This window comes from Paraneptunicella aestuarii (assembly GCF_019900845.1).
GTDB lineage: Bacteria > Pseudomonadota > Gammaproteobacteria > Enterobacterales > Alteromonadaceae > Paraneptunicella > Paraneptunicella aestuarii.
The window spans coordinates 3,885,120-3,904,566 of the sequence record NZ_CP074570.1 but is presented as its reverse complement, the minus strand read 5'-3'; the positions used below and the strand labels follow the sequence as shown (position 1 = coordinate 3,904,566).

Here is a 19,447-nt window from a genome sequence, read left to right as displayed (position 1 = left end):
CTAACGTGAAATGATTAAACGGTTGCCTGTTTTTGAGTCAGATATTTCAAACTGATATACGGGCATTAATGACAATCTTTCCGGGATCGTTTTAAGCCAAATGAGATTCCGCCACGGGAGTAAGTAGCATGCGATTACATGTTTTTTATAACGGTACTGATTCAAATTACGATAAAGACTTTAGAAAAGAAGGGCGCTTTATCCACGGAGAGATCGTTTCCCGATTTGGGTACTATGCCAAGAACATCAACAATCAGGAACAGGCCAATGTGCTGAGAATTCATGGTGTGGGTGGCAGCAAAACGGACGGCAATATTGTTACCAACACTGTTGGCACTGCCTTTGGTGTGAAAATGCGCGAAGACGTTCAGAACATCTGTAACTTTGTGATGGAAGCCAGAGACAATCTGTTTCGTGCTAATCAACAACGCCAGCAAAATCAGCGAGACTTAACCTTGACTGTAACGCTTATGGGCTGGAGCCGTGGTGGTATTGGTTGTATCTATGCCGCGCATATGCTGTCCAAGATCTGGGATAAGGTTGAATCAGAAGAAGATTCTGGTATTGATTTGGATATCAAGGTTATCGCTTTTGATCCTGTATCTGGTTTGGGCACCAATATTCGTGCACTGGATTTGGGCTGGACAGACATCGCGATTATGGGCGCTAAAACCTGGCTGTCTCAAGGTGTTACCAGAGCGAAGAACTTGACGGAAAGTGTGTACACCATTGTTAAGAACCTGACTAATTGGTGGGAACTGCCTGAGCACGTCAGCGAGTTTCATGGTTTCTATGCTCACGATGAGCGTTCACATGGTTTTGCTACCACTATGCCAACCATGTTAGGTGATACAGATGGTCGCACATTCTGTTTATATGAAGTGCCGGGTACGCATTCAACATTAGTTGGAAATCTGTATCCTTATGGAGGCGCTGAAGCTGCTCAAAACGGCAATGCAGACCCTGTTGGCCTGCATATTTATCGTTCTGTTGTGAGCAAAGTCGGCAAGCTTTTAGCTGGATGGAATGTGCAATTGGATGCCAGTATCACTCAAGACTGGTTACAACCATTGAACCTTAATGGGAATTTTGGGTTGGGTCAGATCGTCGCTCCATCGGGTGATGACTTGAGTGAATATAAAGATCATGCGCAACGCATTTCCATTGTGTCTGACAAATTGACATCCTTGAACCATAAAGACATTCCCGGTTTGGCTGATGGAAGAGGTGTTTATCTTGGTGGCAACAAGCAAGATCGTAAATGGAAACCAGAAGACACATTGACCGAGTTTCTTGGTGAGCAGAACTCAAAATCCATGATCGATTCCTGGTATCAGGCTATCGTTGGGTCAGAAACCAAGCTGGAGAAATTGAAGGGAAATGTCAGTGCTCACGATTACAATCTGAGCGCTTCTGACTGGGATTAGTGTTTCCAGGTTAGTATCAAACAAAAGGCGATGAGAATTTATCCTCATCGCCTTTTCGCTTTGCAATTGGAGTTGTTTTTGGCTTGAACGTTACTCTCCGGAATTGTTTATCGCATCCATCATATCTTTGACCGCCAACACTTGTTCGCGAGTATATTGCGCACTGTAGGCACTGACATACTCTCCGTAAGCCAATAAGGTTGCCTGAAGTGCAAGGTTGTCTGTTAAGCCTCTGCCATCCACATGGTTTAACTCAGTGGCTAGCATTTGTTTGTTCAGTAATTCGGTTTCATCCGATGTACGTGCTGACAGAATTTCATTGCTGGCACTAATTTTGTCAGTTCCGAATTGGAACGGATTGGCTAACCATAGTGATTCAATGGTGTTCAGGTATCCAATGAGTGTTTCACTGTCGATGTGAGCTCTGCCTTTGCCTTTCAAAGCGACGGCGTGCTGGTGCTTCCAGAAGCCAATGGTTTTTCCTGAACCAGTGAAGCTGTATCCGTCGTCGTCTGGGTCTGCTGAGTCAAGGTCGTGCATCACAGCTGCCATATCTGCACTATAACCAAAATCAACGTCAGCAACATCTTGCGAATCAATAGTGACCGAAGTCATGTTCGACCAGGTATCGTAGTATTCGGTTAATGTTTCGTTGAAGTCGCCTTCAAAGTCGGTGGTCGTATCTGGTACAACAACACTGTAACTACCAGCCAATAAGCCTTCAAACTGGTAATCGCCGCTGCTGTTGGATAGCGTCTCAGCAATCACTGAGCCTGATGCATCCAGTAATTGTACCGTTGTGTTATTGAGAGCGGGCTCATCAATATCCAGTGACTGACTGTTGTTGGCATCAATATACACAGAGCCAGAGATAGCATAGGTTGTAGGGTCTGGACCATCACCGCCATCAGCAGACGGGCCCATGGTTTCACCAATGGCAAAGTAAGTACCGCCTTTCACTGAGTATTCTGTCGCCACGGCATTACATTCACCATTGACGGTTAACGTGTAAGTTTGCGTTGTACCTGAATCTTGACCGCTGTCCCATTTAAAGCCATACACACCGGTTGTTGGGTCGAGTCCAAAGTCGGTATTTGCGTTGCCAGTTGAATCGACTATGACCATGTCTGTATCGAATGCAAGTACCCAATGAGACAGGTCTTTCTCAGCACTGTCTACTGTCATTTGGTAACTGTAGGTGGCTGTTTGTGTGTCGGCATTAAAGGAGCATCCTGTATAAGACGCACTCCATCCAACATCGGTAATGTCATATTGATCAAAGCTATGATTTGGCTTTGCATAAACACTACTTACACTTAAACCTGTTAAAAAAAGCGCTTTACAAATGCATGATGTTAAATTGCTTAATTTCATTAGCTTGATTTCCAATGGAGTTGAAGAGATTTTGGTGAAAGTGAGAATGTAAGGGATTCAAGAAGGCTGCCAGTTTTGCAGGTTGTAAAAAGCCTATCAAAATCATGTTGCTGCAACTTTTTTACCTGAAAGGGAAGGGGACAAGTGTCTCAGATATGGATCATTTCTTGAGACAGTTGAGACAGTTGAGACAAGCAAGACAAACAAAAAAGCCCCATCAATTAAGATGGGGCCAAGCTAAAACAAGTTGAGGACGGGATTAAATACTATTCACCAGAGTTGTTGATGGTATCCATCAGGTCTTTCACTGCCAGGACTTCTTCGCGAGTAAACTGAGCATTATAGGCACTGACGTATTCACCGTAGGCTAGCAAGGTAGCTTGTAGTTCCAGGTTGTCGGTCAAGCCTCTTCCGTCAACATGGTTTAATTCAGTCGCCAACATTTGCTTGTTCAGCAGTTCAGTTTCATCAGAAGTACGCGCTGACAGAATGTCGTTACTTGCACTGATTTTTGCTGCACCGAACTGATAAGGGTTAGACAACCAAAGTGATTCGATAGTAGTCAGGTAATCAGTCAGGGTTTCACTGTCGATGTGAGCACGACCTTTGCCTTTAAGAGCAACGGCATGTTGATGCTTCCAGAAACCGATGGTTTTACCTGAACCGATGAAGCTGTAACCGTCAGCGTCAGGGTCGGTTGGGTCAAGGTCATCCAACACTGCACCCATATCTGCGCTGTAACCAAAATCAACGTCAGCCACATCTTGAGAGACAACTGTCACGGGAGTCAGGTTTGACCAGGTGTTGTAGTATTCGGTTAATGATTCGTTAAAGTCGCTGTCGATGTCGGCAGTGGCTTCTGGCACAACCACTGTGTAATTGCCCGGTAGCAAACCTTCAAAGGTGTAGTTACCGTTACCGTCGGAGAAGGCTTCTGCAATGATAGAACCTGAGTCATCAAGTAGTTGAACAGTGGTATTGTTCAAAGCTGGCTCGTCGCTATCAAGAGACTGGTTGTTGTTGGCATCTATGTACAGAGAACCTGAGATTGAATAGGTAGTAATTTCTGGATCGCCACCACCGTCACCTGCTGAAGGCCCCATTGTTTCACCGATGGCGAAGTAGGTACCACCTTTCACTGAATACTCAGTTGCTACCGCATTACATTCACCATTCACTGTGAGAGTGTAGGTTTGGGTTGTGCCAGAATCTTGACCGCTATCCCATTTGAAGCCGTACACACCTGTTGTTGGGTCGAGGCCGAATTCGGTTACAGCGTTACCCGTAGAATCAACAATGACCATATCCGTGTCGAAAGCAAGCACCCAGTGAGACAGATCTTTTTCTGCACTGTCTACAGTCAAGTCATAGCTGTAAGTGGCAGTTTGAGACGCAGCATCAAAAGTACATCCGGTGTAAACAACGCTCCAGCCCACTTGAGTGATATCGTATTGATCAAAACTTAGATTTGGTTGTGCAGAAACTGCACTTACACTTACTGCTGCTACGAAAAGACCCTTCAAAATGCTTGTTGTTAGTTTATTTAGTTTCATTATTTTAGTTTTCCAGATTGGCTCTATGTTAAAAATTAAAACTGCTTGTGTTTAAGTCATTTTCAATAGAGCAAAAATATTGCCAGTGCATAATTTTTTTCTAAAATCATTAAAAATCAATCGGTTGTAATTTTTACCGATATGCGTTTGCTGGAAAAAGTGTCTCAATCTTGAAGGAATTGGTGAGACACGTGAGACACCTGTCTCATTAATGAAACAACTAAATGCTTAAAAATCAATCATGTAGAATGCATTCATGTAAGAACACGCTCTAATGTGATTGGAAATTAAATTTGCTTTAAATGGGGGGGGATAAAGGGAGTTTTATGTTGATGAAGAAGCTTTTGGTTGATGTGTAAGTGTAGAGAGTCTCGCTTAGTTATAATAAGCAAGGGCTGAAAAGAAAATGCAATGTGAAGGGGAATTCCGTTCCATAAGACTGGGTTAATCGTCAATATTTAATGATTTCAGTTTTCTATAGAGGGTAGCTCGTCCAATGCCAAGCCTTTTCGCAGCGTCGGAACGGACACCATTGCATTCTATTAGGATTTTACGAATATATTCAGCTTCATTCTTTTGTTGAATATTTTTATAGTTAGAGATTTCCAGCCGAGGTTGTACATTCTGTTCTACATGCTCTGCGCCGTAAGCTTCCATACAATCCTCCAGGGAAATATATTTGTAGGTGAGCAAGGTCAGCTTTCTGGCAACTTGCTGAAGTTGTCGAACATTACCAGGCCATAATTGCTGCGTTAACCAATGCATGGCGTCGGCATTCAGTTGTTTGGGATCCTCATCAATACTGATAGATAGCTTATTCAGGAAACTGGTTAATAACAGCGGAATGTCGGAGCGTCTTTCTTTAAGGCTGGGCACATTGATAATCAGGCTGTTAATTCGGTAGTACAGATCCTCTCTGAACTTTCCTTCTTGCACTAACTGCTGAAGAGGTTTATGAGTCGCGAATACGAGACGAACATCCACATTGATCGGGGTTTGAGCGCCCACTCTGGTTACCTGGCTGTCTTGCAGCACACGAAGTAGTATCCCTTGCATGCTGAGTGGAAGGTCGCCTATTTCGTCCAGAAACAATGTCCCTGAATCTGCCAGTTCAAATACACCTTTGACTTGTTTGTCTGCGCCAGTGAATGCGCCTTTTTCATGACCAAATAACTGAGAGTTCAAAAGACTCTCATTTAATCCAGCGCAATTTAATGCAATAAAGGGGCTGCTCCAGCGGTTACTTTTTTTATGGATTTCTTTGGCTACCAGTTCTTTTCCTGAGCCTGACTTACCGAGAATTAGTGCATTCCAATCCAGTCTGGAAGCTCGCTTGATAGTGGCATTGAGTTGATGAATTTGTTCGCTGTCGCCCAGAATCTGATCCGATGACAGATTATTCTTTTGCGTTTCTTGCTTGGTAGACGGTGCGATTTTATTTGAAGCATTTGCTTCTTTGAGCAATGACTTGAGCTCACTGTTCAGTTGTATTCTGTGAACGAGTTCCCGAGCGCATATGGGCTTGCGAATGATGTCGTTAACCGCGATTTCTAGCGCCTTTTCTACCAATGCGTCGTTATTGGTTTCTATTGCAGCAATAATAATGGTGTTGGGGGAAATTGAATGAAGCTTTTCCATAAACAACATGAATTGCTTTCGTTGCACGAACGAAAAGTCGGCTATGATAATATCTGGGCAAAGATGGGTGAGTATCGACTCTTCAAATTCACTTGTGATAGCAATGATCTTATGGTTGGTTTGAGCGATTGAATGTCTTATTTCTTCAATGGTATGACTACAGCTTTCGATGATAGCTACCGAAGGCATAACATCCCCTTTGTTGGTTGACTGAAAAAAGTGTAGTAAAGGAAAATTGAAGTTGCAGAAATTTTTTCTCTTTTCCGCTATTTGAAACGAACTCTTCTTTTAAACCATCTCTGATGAATATTTTTACCTGCTGTAAAGTTAGTTTTATTCAGCTTTAGAGTTTTCATCCAGTCCTCATTCAAATGTAATAAAACTGTCACATACCCTGCCTAAACTGCCCCCAGCAAAATTAGGGCATTTCTGCCAGTAATCATCACGCTTAGGGTAAGACTATATGAAGCTTTCCAAGACGTTCCCAGTCGCAGTATTAGCAGCCAGCATGGCCTTTGCTAATACGGGAATTGCACAAGAAGATGGGTATTTAAAGCCTGTTGTAAAAGCTGCCTCTGAAATCAACGAGTCAGCAGCAAGCTCGCAAGAGAAGATCAACGGTATTACCGACAAGATCGAGAGCAAAATTCAGAAATTCAAAACCATCAATAAAGAAACCGATGGTTTGCGTGTTTACAACGCTCAGTTGCAAAAGCAAATCCAGAATCAGGTTCAGGAAATGGCTGACCTGAACAAGTCTATCGACGAAGTCAGCGTTATCGAGCGTCAAATTACGCCATTGATGATGCGCATGATCGACGGTTTGGAACAGTTCGTGTCTTTAGATGTGCCTTTCTTGCCGGAAGAGCGTAGCAAGCGAATTGCGGATTTGCGCGACATGATGGATCGTGCGGATGTGTCTGTTTCTGAAAAATTCCGTCGAGTGATGGAAGCCTATCAGGTTGAAATGGACTACGGTCGTACCATGGAAGCGTATTCCGGTTTGTTGACGGTTGAAGGTACTGCGCGTGACGTCGATTTCTTGCGTGTTGGTCGTACCTTGTTGGTATATCAAACTCGTGATGCAAGCTTGCAAGGTGTTTGGAACAAGCAAACCAATCAATGGGAAGCGCTACCTTCCAGTTATCGTACTCAGGTAACGAAAGGTCTACGTATGGCGAAGAAACAAATGGCACCAGACCTTCTAATGCTGCCAGTGGCGATGACTGAGTAGGAGCGGGAATAATGAAAAGCATGTTTAAATTTATCTCTGCTGCATTGATGACCTCCTTCATGGCTGGCGGTGCAATGGCTGCGGAATCCAAACCTTTGGATCTGGATGCTTTATTGAAGCAGTTGGAAGAAGGTAAATACCAACAGAATCAACAGAATGCTAGCCGTGAAAAAGAGTTCATGGCGAAGGTATCTGAACAGGATCGCATGTTGCGTGAAGCGACTGACACTCGTAACAACGAGTTAAACCGCAGTGAGCGTCTGGAAACCAGCTTCGAAGAGAACGAGTTCAAAATCGCTGATTTGAATGAAGCCTTGAGCAAGCGTCTGGGTTCTTTGAAAGAACTGTTTGGTGTGTTGCAGCAAGTATCGGGTGACACCAAAAACAAATTTGCTAACTCTGTGATTTCTGCCGAAATTCCAGGACGTGGTGAATTTTTGGATAACCTGGCGCAATCAATGGGAACCAGCTCGAAGTTGGCGTCTATCGAAGAAATTGAGCGCGTTTGGTTTGAAGTTCAACGTGAAATGACGGAATCCGGTAAGGTTGTACGCTTTTCTACCGACGTGGTTGAAGCGGGTGGAACCAAAGTAACCAAAGATGTGGTTCGTGTTGGGCCTTTCGCTTTGATTGCTGATGGCAAATATCTGGATTACAACAGTGCAACGGGCACTGTAGCAGAATTGATTCGCCAGCCAGCCGACAGATACGGCGACAGCGCTGCGGCACTGCAAGCGTCTAAAGGCGAGTTTGTTGAGTTCGGTTTGGATCCAACCGGTGGTTCTATCCTTGGTTTGTTGGTACAAGCGCCTAACTTGCAAGAACGTATTGAGCAAGGTGGCTTGGTTGGTTACATCATTCTGGCTGTTGGTGCGGTAGGTTTGTTGTTAGCGTTGGAAAGATTGATCACCCTTTCATTGATTAAGGTGAAAGTTGATCGTCAGTTGAAATCAACCACTTTCAAAAACGACAACCCTCTTGGTCGAGTGATGCAGGTTCGTGATCAGTATCCAAATGCCGATGTTGAAGCATTGGAATTGCATTTGACTGAGTCGATTCTGGGCGAATTGCCGAAGCTGACTCGCTTCCTGACCATCGTTAAGATTATCTCGGTTGTTGCTCCGCTTATGGGTCTACTCGGTACTGTTACCGGTATGATCAACACCTTCCAGGCAATTACTTTGTTTGGTACGGGAGACCCTAAATTGATGGCTGGCGGTATTTCTACAGCACTTGTCACCACAGTATTAGGTTTGGTTGTGGCTATTCCGACTACCTTACTGTACGCACTGCTGAACACGCGTAGTAAAGCTATCGTAAGTATTCTTCAAGAACAGTCTGCTGGAGTCATTGCTGAACGCGCTGAGCAAACAGCGTAAGTTCAAGGAGTAGACCAATGTTCTTAATTGAATTTTTAGAAGCCATTCGGGATTTCACAGAAACAGGTGGTCAGGTACTTCTGGCCATTGGTTTCCTAATCATGGTGATGTGGTTACTGATTCTGGAACGTGCACTGTACTTCTTCATTTGGCATCGCAAGGAAAAAGAGCACGTAATCGCCAACTGGTATGCTCGAAAAGATAAGAGCAGTTGGAACGCAGAGCAAATTCGCCAAATGTTGGTTTCCCGTTTGGATTTGAGCTTGAAAACTTCAATTCCGGTGATCCAGGCCATGGTCGCGTTGTGTCCATTGTTGGGATTGATGGGAACAGTAACGGGCATGATTGAAGTATTCGATGTAATGGCTATTTCCGGTTCGGGTAACGCTCGTTCAATGGCGTCAGGTGTATCCAAAGCAACCATTCCTACTATGGCTGGCATGGTTGGCGCTCTTTCTGGTGTATTTGCTTCTACCTGGTTGGTTCGTACCACCAAGTCTGAGCGCTTACACATTGAAGATGCATTGCAACTGGATCGCCACAAAGGCTAAACCGATTGGCTGAAAGACATAACTGAGTGCCGATATTGGTCGGCACTTAACCCAAACCAAGGGTAAGTGAGAGAAAGATGAAACAACATTTTCAAAACCTGGTGGAAGAGGAAGAAGCCACAATTGACATGACGCCCATGCTGGACGTTGTATTTATCATGTTGATTTTCTTCATTGTTACAGCCTCTTTCGTAAAAGAAGCGGGTATTGATGTGAATCGTCCAGAAGCTGCAACGGCAGTTTCCAAACCTCGGGCAACCATTTTGGTGGCTATTTCTGACAAGGGCGAGATCTGGATCAACAAGCGTAAGGTTGACCAACGTGCAGTTCAGGCCAACATTGAACGCTTGAAAGCGGAAAACCCTCAAGGCTCAGTGGTGATTCAGGCTGACAAGAAAGCCGATGTGGATACCCTGATTAAAGTAATGGACGCTTCCAGAGCAGCGGGAGCCTACGACGTATCTATCGCAGCAGCAGAGCAGTAATTATGTCACGGATATTAATCGCGTTAGTATTAAGTCTGGGCATTACGCTGGCGCTGTTTTATGTGATGCAGTCGCTGATCAAGAGTGGCGGTAGTGCATTAACAGATCCGCCTCGCGGCAGTGTTCTGGACTTTGTACGAGTAAAGAAAGAAGAATCGGCGGAGAAAAAGGAACGCAAACCGCGTAAACCGCCTCCGCCGAAAGAACCTCCACCGCAAATGAACCAACCACAACTTGATTCTGCTTCACCTAATTCAGAGGGCGGAAATATAGACTTTGCCGCTGATGTGGGCAATGACCTGGATCTTGGTGGTGGTTTGGCGCTTGAGTCTGGTGATGGTGAATACTTGCCTATCGTTAAGGTGGCGCCTGTGTACCCGCGTAGAGCACTACAACGTGGTATTGAAGGTTATGTTATCGTGGAATTCACAGTGACCAAGCAAGGTTCGGTTCGAGATCCTATCGTGGTGGAAGCCAATCCTGAAGGCATATTTGAGCAGGCCGCAATCGACGCGGCATTGAAGTTCAAATATAAGGCGAGAGTGGTGAATGGAGAGCCAACTGAAGTGGCAGGCGTTCAAAACCGTATCTCATTTGAGATCGATGGTTAAGGAGGCGCAATGATCAAACAATTCTTGCGAGTTTCCATATTGACGGCTTCAACCGTTGCTATATTGGTAGCTCCTTCTATCGTTCCTGTTGCTGATTCAGGCAAAGCTTATGCACAGGAAGAGAAAAAAGAACGTAAAACGCGTCGTACACCGGCACTAAGAGCTCGTGTTTACGAACAGTTAGCTCGCGCTCAGGCCTTGGGTGACGAAGGTAAGGTTGCCGAGGCGATTGAAGTATTGGATAAGGTGAAAGATAAAAGTGACTCCATGAATAGCTATGAAAAAGCTATGATGTACAACTTTTATGGGTTCATTTATTACAATGCCGAGAAATACGACGAGGCGATTGCATCGTTTGAGCAGGTGGTTGCACAACAGCCTATTCCGGAATCTTTTGAACAAACGACCTTGTTTAGTTTGTCTCAGTTGAGCTTGATGCAAGGGAAATTTGATAAAAGTATCGAGTATCTGGAGCGTTGGGAAACACTACAAACCGGTGATATTCCACCTAAAAACTTCCTGTTAAAAGCTCAGGCTCGTTATCAGCAAAAGCAATATGACGTTGCATTAACTCATATCAACAAAGCGATTGAGTTGGTAGAAGCTGATCCTGAAAAGGGTATTGCTGAAGAAAACTGGTATATCTTGCAACGCGCAATTTATTACGAGCTAAAGCAGCCTAAGAAGGTGACTGATATTCTGGTTAAATTAGTTCGTTATTACGACCAGCCTAAATATTGGTTGCAGCTAGGTGGTATGTACGGCGAGATTGGTGAAGAGAAAAAGCAGTTAGCTGTAATGGAGTCGGCTTATCAGCAGGGGTATGTTGAGAAGGGCTCTGATATCTTCAACTTGTCTCAGCTGTATTACTACCATCAAGTGCCTTATAAAGCGGCTCGTTTGATGGAAGAAGCCTTTGATAACGGCAAGCTGGAAAAGAATCTGCGTAATTTGCGTTTCTTGTCACAATGCTGGGCAGCAGCCAAGGAAAATGACAAAGCTATTCCGGTTATGCAAGCTGCGGCAGAGTTGTCTACTGATGGAGAGCTCAATGCCCAGTTGAGCCAGATTTTCCTGAATATGGAACAGTGGGACAAAGCCATTGCAGAAGCGGAAAAGTCTATCGAGAAAGGTGGATTGCGTAACCCTGGCACTTCTCATCTGGTTATTGGCATGGCGCTATTTAACAAGAAGGAATTTAATGAGGCGTTGAATCAATTAGCCTTGGCTGAAAAATTCAAGCAGACGCGCAAGATGGCTCAACAATGGCAGTCTTTCGTTTCAGGCGAGCAGAAAAGCTTTGAGAGAATGCAGGCTGAACTATAGCTAACAAGCCTTTTAGATACGAAAAAGCCGCAGTTTATATGCGGCTTTTTAATATGAAAATGTGCTATTTGAACTTATTCAATGAACTCAGGTTGTCCCAAAGTGTAGCCAGACTAAACAAGGCTTCCATATTGCATTCGGACTCCTTTAACCATTCACCCAGCATTTTTTCTTCATCTGGATCCAGACCTCGATCTATGCGGCTAATCCATACACTAGCAAGTTCAAGCGCTCCGCCTTTTTTTGCCAAGTCAGATTTGGTATTCATTTAGCTTTTACTAAGTTCTAATAAATTTGATGGAATAGCGAGTCTTGATGGTTTGACTGTGTCAGACTTGTTTTTTGTTGTTAACAAATTAAGTCTTTCCAGTATGTTGGAGCATTTCTGTAGCCCTTTAGCTACATGTTTTTCCACCATGCTTTCACTAATTCCCAAGTGATCCGCAATTTCCTTTTGGCTGAGACCATACACTTTTTTCAGGATAAATACGCGCTTTACTTCATTTGATAGCATGTCGGTAGCTCGGCAGAAATGAAAGAATCTCTCTTTGCTTTCAAATAGGGTCTCCAGGTGAGCCCCCATGAGATTGGTGTCAAATTCACCGCACTCTTCCATCGAAACATTGCTTCTTTCGCAAGCTCTGGAAACATGATTTAAAGCAAGATTTCTAGCGGTTCTTAGCATGTAAGTTCGCTCGTACTTAATATCTTGTTTTAAATCAGCTTCGTAGCTTTTGATAAAAGTTTCTTGAACAATGTCATCAATATCATCGCTGCGTACAATTCCGCTAACCGCACGTCTTAACTGGGTGCGGTAATTAAGAAATACATCTACTAGCTCTGATCTTTTGCTCATAATTGCTCAAACTTATTTATGAGTTCATAGTTTAATCACAGAGAAGGATATTACACAATAGCTAAACACTAAAGATGTGGTTTTAACGTAGAAAAAAATTTCACTAAAAACCCAAGTTATAGCACATATAGATATAAAAAAATGGGGAGCGATCAAGCTCCCCATTTTTTACATTCATCAAATATGATGCTTAGAAGTTGTAAATACCTCTAAAGTAGTAGAAACCACCGTTGATACCGATTGGTGAAGTGGTTGGGTACGTAGAGCCTGCAATTTCGCTATCCCACATGGTGTTCGCATCTGGGTATTCGTCGAAGGCATTCTTCGCGCCAAGGATCAAAGTGATGTTGTCGTTGAAGGTATAACCCAACTCCAGATCAACTGTGAACTCTGAGCCCACTTTGTCGATAGGCAAACCAGAATCCAGGTGGTCTTCGAAGATGCTACCGAAGTAGTTCAAACGACCCATTACACGCCAGTCACCATTAGTGTGGTTGGCAGTCAAGCTGTAACGTACTGGTGGCAAGTTGTCTTCGATCATACGGATACGATCATCAGAGATATTCTTCTGAAGTTCACCGTTGATTGAGAAGTATTTAACAGAGTCAACTTCAGTGTTAGTCCAGTTGTACGCCAAGGAGAACTTGGTGTCGCCGCCGAACATTTCCATACTGTAGTTAGCAACAATGTCTACACCTTCGGTTGTGGTGGTGAAGTCATTGGTGAAGAAGCTAACTTCGCTGAAGCTGGAAGCGTCGCTAACACCTGCTGCTAATAACGCTGCGATGTCGGTATCACTTAAGCTTAAACCTGAAGTTGTACTAATACGGTCTTCCAGCTCGATGTTGAAGTAGTCAATCGTCAAGAACAGACCATTGTCTAATTCGCCAACCAAACCAATGCTGTATGCTGTTGATTCTTCTGGGCCAAGAGGAGTCGCACCTTTTTGGATCGCGATAGGATCTGTTGGAGGCAATGTTGCACGGTCAACCAAACCACCAGCACTGAATGCTGTGGTTACGTTACGCACGTTGCTTTGACCAATTGTAGGCGCTTTAAAGCCTGTAGAAACAGCACCACGAATTGCCCAGCTTTCTGCTACCTGCCAACGAGCAGACAACTTACCTTTGGTTGTGTTACCGAAATCTGAGAAGTCTTCATAACGGATAGCTGCGCCAACCATCAAGTCTTGAGTCAGATACACTTCTGAGTCAAGGTACAAGGCAACACTCTTACGAGAGTCTTTACCCTGGAAGCGAGCGGCTAGACCTGGGAAACCGTTAGAGCCGATACCAAAGCCTTGAGAAGCCAATGAACCTACTTCGTAAGACTGAGGATCGCCAGCTACAGAGTCGTATGACTCATGACGGTATTCAAAACCACCAGCAAGGAACAGAGGCTCAGACAAGCCTACATCGAAAGGTTTGGACAAGTCTACGTTGAAGCTTTGTTCTGCTTGAGTGTAACGACCTGGGCTGAATTCTGTAGGAGAATTTGGACCCAAAGAAGGGTTAACTGTATTACGGATTGTGAAGTCAACTTCGTTTTGACCGTAAGAGAAGCTTACGTCGTAAGATACTTCATTCGCAAATTGACCTTTAGTTCCTAATACAATTGAAGCGTCTTCAACTGTACCACCGAAACGAGGTGTGAAACCGCCAGGGAACATTTCGTTGAATGCGAAACAGTTCGCGCCAACAGCAGTGCTGTTATCTGCAATGATAGCGTATTCTGGAGAGTTCAGTACGTTGTCACCAACAAATACAGTTGGGCAGTCAATACCTGTGCCTACACCGTCAAGGTCGCCAACCAACAGGGTTGCTTGACCATTAACTTCTTCGCCCGCGTATACACCGCCACGAGTGTGTGGGTTACGATAGTAGAAACCACCGTCCACTTCACGAGTCGCGTAGTTACCGAATAGGTATGCTTCGCTGTTATTGCTCAGTTCAAGGCCAATGTTGGCGAACAATTTGAAGTCATCCATGATTTCTGGATTACCCCAAATTTGAGCTGGGTTAGCAACCGCTGTGTTACCTGCGTCGAACAATGCTTGTGCATCGTCGCGTTGTACACTGCGTACAGTTGCATCTGCTTCACGGTATTCAAAGCTGAAGTTAGCAAAACCAGAAGAAGTGAACGGCAAACCAATGTTACCAGAGTACTGGTAAGTATCGCCGTCACCTTCATAGTATGAACCGTAGCGAGCTTCAAAAGATCCGCCTTCGGCGTCATCTTTCAATACAAAGTTAACTACCCCGGCAATCGCATCAGAACCGTACTGAGCGGCAGCGCCGTCACGTAGCACTTCTACTTGTTTTAATGCGATAGATGGAATAGTTGAAATATCTGGACCTTGAGCACCATCAGACAAGCCACCACCCAAAAAGGTGATAACTGCAGAACGATGACGACGTTTACCGTTTACCAACACCAAAGTATGGTCAGAAGCCATGCCACGCAAGTTGGCAGGACGAACCAATGTTGATGCATCGTTGATAGGTTGGTCGTTAACGTTAAAAGATGGTACTGCTGATTGCATCATGGATACCATGTCAGTAGAACCCTGACTACGGAACTCTTCTTCCGAAATGATGTCTACTGGTACTGCAGAGTCGCCGATTGAGCGAGGTGCTGCACGAGTACCAACAACAGCAATTTTTTCTACAGATTCATTAGCGCTTTGCTCTTCTTGAGCAATGGTAGGTAGCGCTACTGTTAATGATGCCGTTAAAGAGGCTGCCGTAATTAGACGAATGCTCTTCGACAATTGGGATAGTTGCGTTTTCATTGTGTGTCCCCAATGGATTACTTTACTGATTTATTGGTCGAGAATCGTTCACTTACTGTGTTTTTTCGTCTTTCCGTTGACCGCGATTTTGGTATCGACCTCTTTATTTGCTCCTTGGTTTTTGTCCCCGAACTAGCGAGAACAACTCCTCTTTATAGTTAGAAAAGAACCAAAAAACAATGGTTTTTTTGGTTGGGGAGGAAATAAATTTTCTTTGTCAGAGAGGTTATTTTGCCTATCCGTTGCCAATTTCTTTTACTCGGTAAATATATTGGTATTAACAGAAGATAACTGCGTCGAACTGCTCATTAGTCGATTGAATTGAAAGATAGATGCTTTCCAGCCGAAAAGAACCTTGAATGTTATTTTTATGTAATCAAAATGTTGATGGTTGGTTTATAAAAACAGGGATAATTGAGGCTGACAAGCATAGGTATAGCAGTGAATAAAATCGTTACTGAATGATGAGTTTGATCCCTATGTTTTTAAGGCGCATGGATTCTGTTTCCAAATCGGCCTGCATCAGGATGGATTGTTCCAGCCAGTTTTCAGGAAAAGACAATACCAAACGATTATTTTCCGCGTGACATTCGATATTGGGCAACAAGTCATCTTGGCGATGAATATTAAGTAATACGCCCAAGCGCAGAAGCACAATCAGCTTAAAGGTTTCTTCTTCCGTAAACTGTTGCAGTTGGAGCAGCTCTTCTTTACGAATCTTCTTTCTATGCATAGCGACCAGGGTTGCCAGAAAATATTGTTGTTCCTGATTAAATCCGGGTAGCTCTGTATTTTTTAGTATGTAGGCTGAATGCTTCTGCACACCGCGAGAGTTTATTTGTAAGCCCACTTCATGCAACAGGGCTGCCCATCCCAACATACTTTGCAGTTCATTGCGTTTTATATCCCATGAGGATTTACATTGCTGGTACAAATGAGTGGTGGTTGCCAGCACTCGTTGTGCCTGTTCGATATCGACGTCATAACGTGTTGCCATGCTTTGTGCTGTGCGTTGTCGGATATCATGGTGTTCCAGACGATCTTCCATTTCGTACAATACCCCTTCGCGCAAAGCCGAAGGTGAATATTCCATTTCACTGATATTCAAACTTTTAAATATGGCGGTGAGTATGGCAAGACCTGCCGGGAAAACAACACGTCTGTCTTCGCTTAGGGTGGAAAAGTCCAGCTTGGTGATTTTTCCGCAATCGCAGCATTGTTCAATCAACTTTTCCAAGCCTGATAAGGTGATCTTGGCAAGCGGTTGCGGTTCGTTGTTTTCTGCATCCGGGTCTTCATTTAATTCGCTAATCAGGTTAGCGATGGTGCGAATAGTGCCAGAGCTACCCAGGCAACTCTTCCAACCTAAACTTCTGTAACGATCCGAAATGATTTCCAGCTCTTGCTGAGCTGCGGTAATGGCTTTTTTGAAGGCTTTTGATTTGAGTTCGCCTTCCTTAAAAAACTGATGGGTAAAACTAACACAACCCATTTTTACACTGCGCAGTAGTAGAGGGTCAAAGCCTTTGCCGATGATAAACTCGGTGGAACCGCCGCCAATATCTATGATTAAGCGTTTTCCTGAAGCCGCTGATGTATGGGCTACACCCAAGTAAATTAAACGTGCTTCTTCAACACCTGATATCACTTCAACAGGGTAGGGAATGATCTGTCTGGCGGCTTTAATGAAAACGTCTGCATTTCTGGCGCGACGTAACGTGTGTGTTGCTACAATGCGTACTGTGTCGGGGTTGAAACCCTGCATACTTTCCTTGCAGGTTTGAAGTGCTTCCAAGCCTCTTTGAATGGCTTCATCCGACAGGATCTGGCGCTCATCAAGCCCTTCAGCCAAGCGTACTTTCTGTTTTACTCTGTGCAGAATTTGCACTGAGCCAGCCACGATACGAGCAATAACCAGATGGAAGCTATTGGAGCCAATATCCAGCGCAGCCACTTTGGTGACTTCTCTGGTCGCGACACTGTCAAAAGCATTTTCAAATTCGGTCATGAGCGTTCAAGTATCCCTAAAAGCGCTCGCTTTTTTCTGTTTTATAACCACTTTCGACACTATAAATCATTTGCATGTTCTTGCGCTAATTCATCGTCGGATGTGTCGGCTTCATCTTCCAGATCTTTCAAATAATCGTATATTTCGATTTGAGAGCGGATTTTCTTGCGATTACCTCTGGGCACATATTTGTTGGATTGGGTTTGATCAATCACTCGTGCTTTGGTGGTATCTTTGAACTGAATTTCCATGATGTCGATAATGCGTTTTTTCAGTTCTTCATCGTAGATAGGGCAACCCACTTCAATACGGTTATCCATGTTACGTGTCATCCAGTCAGCGGAAGAGATAAACACTTTCGGTTCCCCACCGTTATCAAATACGGCAACCCTGGGATGCTCTAAAAATCGGTCAACGATACTGATGATCGAGATATTCTCACTGATGCCTTTAATACCCGGGATCAAGCTACACATGCCACGAACAATGGCTTTAATTTTAATGCCAGCCTGACTTGCCTTGTACAAGTCATCGATTAGTTCTTTATCAACCAGATTATTTATTTTCAGCCTGATACGGCCTTTCTTACCTTCAATGACATGCTGGATTTCCTGACGGATCAGCGATTGAATTTTGGTTCGGCTATTCAGTGGTGAAACTTGTAAATGCTGAAACTTGAAGGTTTTATATGGGAATTGGATCAAGTCGAAAACACTCACCGCTTCCTGAGCAATTTCCTGATTGCGGGTGAATAGACTGAAATCCGTATAAATCTTGGCGGTCTTCTCATTGAAATTGCCCGTACCAATATGGGCGTAATGGACGATATCGCCTTTTTCTTCGCGGCTGACAACACAAAGCTTGGAGTGGATTTTCAGGGTTGGGATACCCAGCAATACTTTGATGCCTGCTTCTCTCATGATTTTTGACCATTCAATATTGGCCTCTTCATCAAATCGGGCTTGCAGCTCCATTACCACCGTTACCATCTTGCCATTATCGACGGCATCAATCAGGGAATTGATGATGCGCGATTTGCTGGCTAGACGATAAAGATTCATACGAATGTGGCGTACACTTGGATCTATCGCAGCCTGGCGCACAAATTCCGTTAGGTGCAAGAATCGGTGATAGGGGTAATAGAGTAAACGGTCTTTTTCTGTGATGGCTTGGAAAACCGTATCAAAATGCGAGAATTCTTGTGTGTGGATAGCGGGTAATGGTGGATTCTCCAGATACTCACGCCCAACATTGGGGAAGCCAATAAAATCACGGAAGTTTCTGACTGGGCCTCCGGCAATGATGCTATCCAGTGACGAGATATTCAGTTTGCGTCGTAGCAAGGTGAGCATATCTTCAGGCATATCCGCGTCATAGGTGAAGCGAACCGGTTCTGCGATCAAGCGCTGCTTCATGGATTCGGACATTTTCTCCATGTAGCTTTCATCTATCTCGTCGTTGATTTTGTATTCGGCATCACGGGTCATTTTAAAGGAATAACATTCTAGCGAATCGAACTTTACAAAGCCCCGGAAAATCCTGTCCAGATTCAGTTTTATGATGTTATCCAGCAGGATAATGTGCTTTTTCTTACGGCTCTTTTCCGGCGGGATCATGATAAAGCGCGATAGGTAATTGGTAGGTACTTCCACCACCGCGTATTTATCATTTTTGCTATTACGTTTAATTTGCACGATCAAATAGGTACCGGAATCTTTTAATCGACCCACCAAGTCTGTTTTGCCATCAATCAAAATCGGGGCAATGTGTCTAAGCACTTTATTCTTAAAGAAATTGGTGAGCCATTCCTGTTGATACTCATTGGTATCCTTCGCGCTAATCAGGTGGATATTGTATCGTCCCAGACGAGTGACCAATTCTTTGAATATACGGTCAAACTCACGGGTCATACCGATGACCCGTTCCTGAATTTGATCCAGCAGCTCGCGGGTTGCATCTTCCTTATCTTCATCCTGATTGTTGTGATGAATGGCTATTTGGCGGCGAACATCAGCAACACGAACTCGAAAGAATTCATCCATATTGTTGGAATAGATACCAAGAAAGCGAATACGTTCGACGATAGGGTTTTGCTTGTCGGCTGCTTCCTGGAGAACTCTTTCGTTAAAGGATAACCAACTGAGTTCTTTCGGAAAGTAGAGCTGTGCATCGTGTATCATAGGGATATATATCTGTACCTGATTAAAATAGGAC

At 44.1% G+C, this 19,447-nt stretch carries 15 protein-coding genes; 7 read left to right on the top strand and 8 right to left on the bottom strand.

Features of this window, described 5'->3' with window-relative positions:
- The first annotated feature begins 128 nt into the window (after window positions 1-128).
- The gene (locus tag KIH87_RS15025) at window positions 129-1,427 is read left to right on the top strand and encodes a hypothetical protein (RefSeq protein WP_232358666.1); all 1,299 of its coding nucleotides are present in this window, start codon (window positions 129-131) and stop codon (window positions 1,425-1,427) included.
- 90 nt (window positions 1,428-1,517) lie between these two features.
- Here the strand turns inward: KIH87_RS15025 and KIH87_RS15020 are convergent, their stop codons facing one another.
- From KIH87_RS15020 to KIH87_RS15010, 3 genes are all read right to left on the bottom strand, one after another.
- The gene (locus KIH87_RS15020) at window positions 1,518-2,801 is read right to left on the bottom strand and encodes an SdrD B-like domain-containing protein (RefSeq protein ID WP_232358665.1); all 1,284 of its coding nucleotides are present in this window, start codon (window positions 2,799-2,801) and stop codon (window positions 1,518-1,520) included.
- A gap of 266 nt (window positions 2,802-3,067) precedes the next feature.
- Window positions 3,068-4,354: an SdrD B-like domain-containing protein gene (locus KIH87_RS15015; protein WP_232358664.1), complete on the bottom strand. Its 1,287-nt coding sequence runs from the start codon at window positions 4,352-4,354 to the stop codon at window positions 3,068-3,070.
- 444 nt (window positions 4,355-4,798) lie between these two features.
- Window positions 4,799-6,181 (bottom strand): sigma-54 interaction domain-containing protein, encoded by a 1,383-nt coding sequence (locus KIH87_RS15010; RefSeq protein ID WP_232358663.1) that lies wholly within the window; start codon window positions 6,179-6,181, stop codon window positions 4,799-4,801.
- Window positions 6,182-6,500: 319 nt separating this feature from the next.
- Between KIH87_RS15010 and KIH87_RS15005 the strand changes: the two genes are divergently transcribed.
- From KIH87_RS15005 to KIH87_RS14980, 6 genes are all read left to right on the top strand, one after another.
- On the top strand, window positions 6,501-7,226 hold the full coding sequence (locus tag KIH87_RS15005; RefSeq protein ID WP_408635817.1) for a DUF3450 domain-containing protein: 726 nt from the start codon (window positions 6,501-6,503) through the stop codon (window positions 7,224-7,226).
- 47 nt (window positions 7,227-7,273) lie between these two features.
- Window positions 7,274-8,605 carry a MotA/TolQ/ExbB proton channel family protein gene (locus tag KIH87_RS15000; protein WP_408635816.1) on the top strand — a complete coding sequence of 444 codons (1,332 nt, stop codon included), beginning with the start codon at window positions 7,274-7,276 and terminating at the stop codon, window positions 8,603-8,605.
- Window positions 8,606-8,622: 17 nt separating this feature from the next.
- Complete coding sequence (locus KIH87_RS14995) at window positions 8,623-9,156, top strand: MotA/TolQ/ExbB proton channel family protein (protein WP_232358660.1); 534 nt, start codon at window positions 8,623-8,625, stop codon at window positions 9,154-9,156.
- A 77-nt stretch (window positions 9,157-9,233) separates the two neighbouring features.
- Window positions 9,234-9,641, top strand: a complete 408-nt coding sequence (locus KIH87_RS14990) for an ExbD/TolR family protein (protein ID WP_232358659.1) — start codon at window positions 9,234-9,236, stop codon at window positions 9,639-9,641.
- A gap of 2 nt (window positions 9,642-9,643) precedes the next feature.
- The gene (locus KIH87_RS14985) at window positions 9,644-10,252 is read left to right on the top strand and encodes an energy transducer TonB (RefSeq protein ID WP_232358658.1); all 609 of its coding nucleotides are present in this window, start codon (window positions 9,644-9,646) and stop codon (window positions 10,250-10,252) included.
- A 9-nt stretch (window positions 10,253-10,261) separates the two neighbouring features.
- Window positions 10,262-11,578, top strand: a complete 1,317-nt coding sequence (locus KIH87_RS14980) for a tetratricopeptide repeat protein (protein WP_232358657.1) — start codon at window positions 10,262-10,264, stop codon at window positions 11,576-11,578.
- 64 nt (window positions 11,579-11,642) lie between these two features.
- Here KIH87_RS14980 and KIH87_RS14975 read toward each other — a convergent pair whose 3' ends face one another.
- The 5 genes from KIH87_RS14975 to ppk1 form a co-directional block, all read right to left on the bottom strand.
- Window positions 11,643-11,846 carry a hypothetical protein gene (locus KIH87_RS14975; RefSeq protein ID WP_232358656.1) on the bottom strand — a complete coding sequence of 68 codons (204 nt, stop codon included), beginning with the start codon at window positions 11,844-11,846 and terminating at the stop codon, window positions 11,643-11,645.
- Window positions 11,847-12,434 carry an RNA polymerase sigma factor gene (locus tag KIH87_RS14970; RefSeq protein ID WP_232358655.1) on the bottom strand — a complete coding sequence of 196 codons (588 nt, stop codon included), beginning with the start codon at window positions 12,432-12,434 and terminating at the stop codon, window positions 11,847-11,849. It abuts the gene before it with no gap.
- A 190-nt stretch (window positions 12,435-12,624) separates the two neighbouring features.
- The gene (locus tag KIH87_RS14965; protein WP_232358654.1) at window positions 12,625-15,225 is read right to left on the bottom strand and encodes a TonB-dependent receptor plug domain-containing protein; all 2,601 of its coding nucleotides are present in this window, start codon (window positions 15,223-15,225) and stop codon (window positions 12,625-12,627) included.
- A 454-nt stretch (window positions 15,226-15,679) separates the two neighbouring features.
- Window positions 15,680-17,233: an exopolyphosphatase gene (gene ppx, locus KIH87_RS14960; protein ID WP_232358653.1), complete on the bottom strand. Its 1,554-nt coding sequence runs from the start codon at window positions 17,231-17,233 to the stop codon at window positions 15,680-15,682.
- A 59-nt stretch (window positions 17,234-17,292) separates the two neighbouring features.
- A complete protein-coding gene (gene ppk1, locus KIH87_RS14955) occupies window positions 17,293-19,413 on the bottom strand; it encodes a polyphosphate kinase 1 (protein ID WP_232358652.1) in 2,121 nt (706 codons plus the stop codon).
- Window positions 19,414-19,447: the final 34 nt, after the last annotated feature.

Coding starts and splice junctions, on each gene's coding strand:
- KIH87_RS15025 (WP_232358666.1), top strand. CDS start 129: ATGCGATTACATGTTTTTTATAACGGTACTGATTCAAATTACGATAAA.
- KIH87_RS15020 (WP_232358665.1), bottom strand. CDS start 2,801: ATGAAATTAAGCAATTTAACATCATGCATTTGTAAAGCGCTTTTTTTA.
- KIH87_RS15015 (WP_232358664.1), bottom strand. CDS start 4,354: ATGAAACTAAATAAACTAACAACAAGCATTTTGAAGGGTCTTTTCGTA.
- KIH87_RS15010 (WP_232358663.1), bottom strand. CDS start 6,181: ATGCCTTCGGTAGCTATCATCGAAAGCTGTAGTCATACCATTGAAGAA.
- KIH87_RS15005 (WP_408635817.1), top strand. CDS start 6,501: ATGGCCTTTGCTAATACGGGAATTGCACAAGAAGATGGGTATTTAAAG.
- KIH87_RS15000 (WP_408635816.1), top strand. CDS start 7,274: ATGACCTCCTTCATGGCTGGCGGTGCAATGGCTGCGGAATCCAAACCT.
- KIH87_RS14995 (WP_232358660.1), top strand. CDS start 8,623: ATGTTCTTAATTGAATTTTTAGAAGCCATTCGGGATTTCACAGAAACA.
- KIH87_RS14990 (WP_232358659.1), top strand. CDS start 9,234: ATGAAACAACATTTTCAAAACCTGGTGGAAGAGGAAGAAGCCACAATT.
- KIH87_RS14985 (WP_232358658.1), top strand. CDS start 9,644: ATGTCACGGATATTAATCGCGTTAGTATTAAGTCTGGGCATTACGCTG.
- KIH87_RS14980 (WP_232358657.1), top strand. CDS start 10,262: ATGATCAAACAATTCTTGCGAGTTTCCATATTGACGGCTTCAACCGTT.
- KIH87_RS14975 (WP_232358656.1), bottom strand. CDS start 11,846: ATGAATACCAAATCTGACTTGGCAAAAAAAGGCGGAGCGCTTGAACTT.
- KIH87_RS14970 (WP_232358655.1), bottom strand. CDS start 12,434: ATGAGCAAAAGATCAGAGCTAGTAGATGTATTTCTTAATTACCGCACC.
- KIH87_RS14965 (WP_232358654.1), bottom strand. CDS start 15,225: ATGAAAACGCAACTATCCCAATTGTCGAAGAGCATTCGTCTAATTACG.
- ppx (WP_232358653.1), bottom strand. CDS start 17,233: ATGACCGAATTTGAAAATGCTTTTGACAGTGTCGCGACCAGAGAAGTC.
- ppk1 (WP_232358652.1), bottom strand. CDS start 19,413: ATGATACACGATGCACAGCTCTACTTTCCGAAAGAACTCAGTTGGTTA.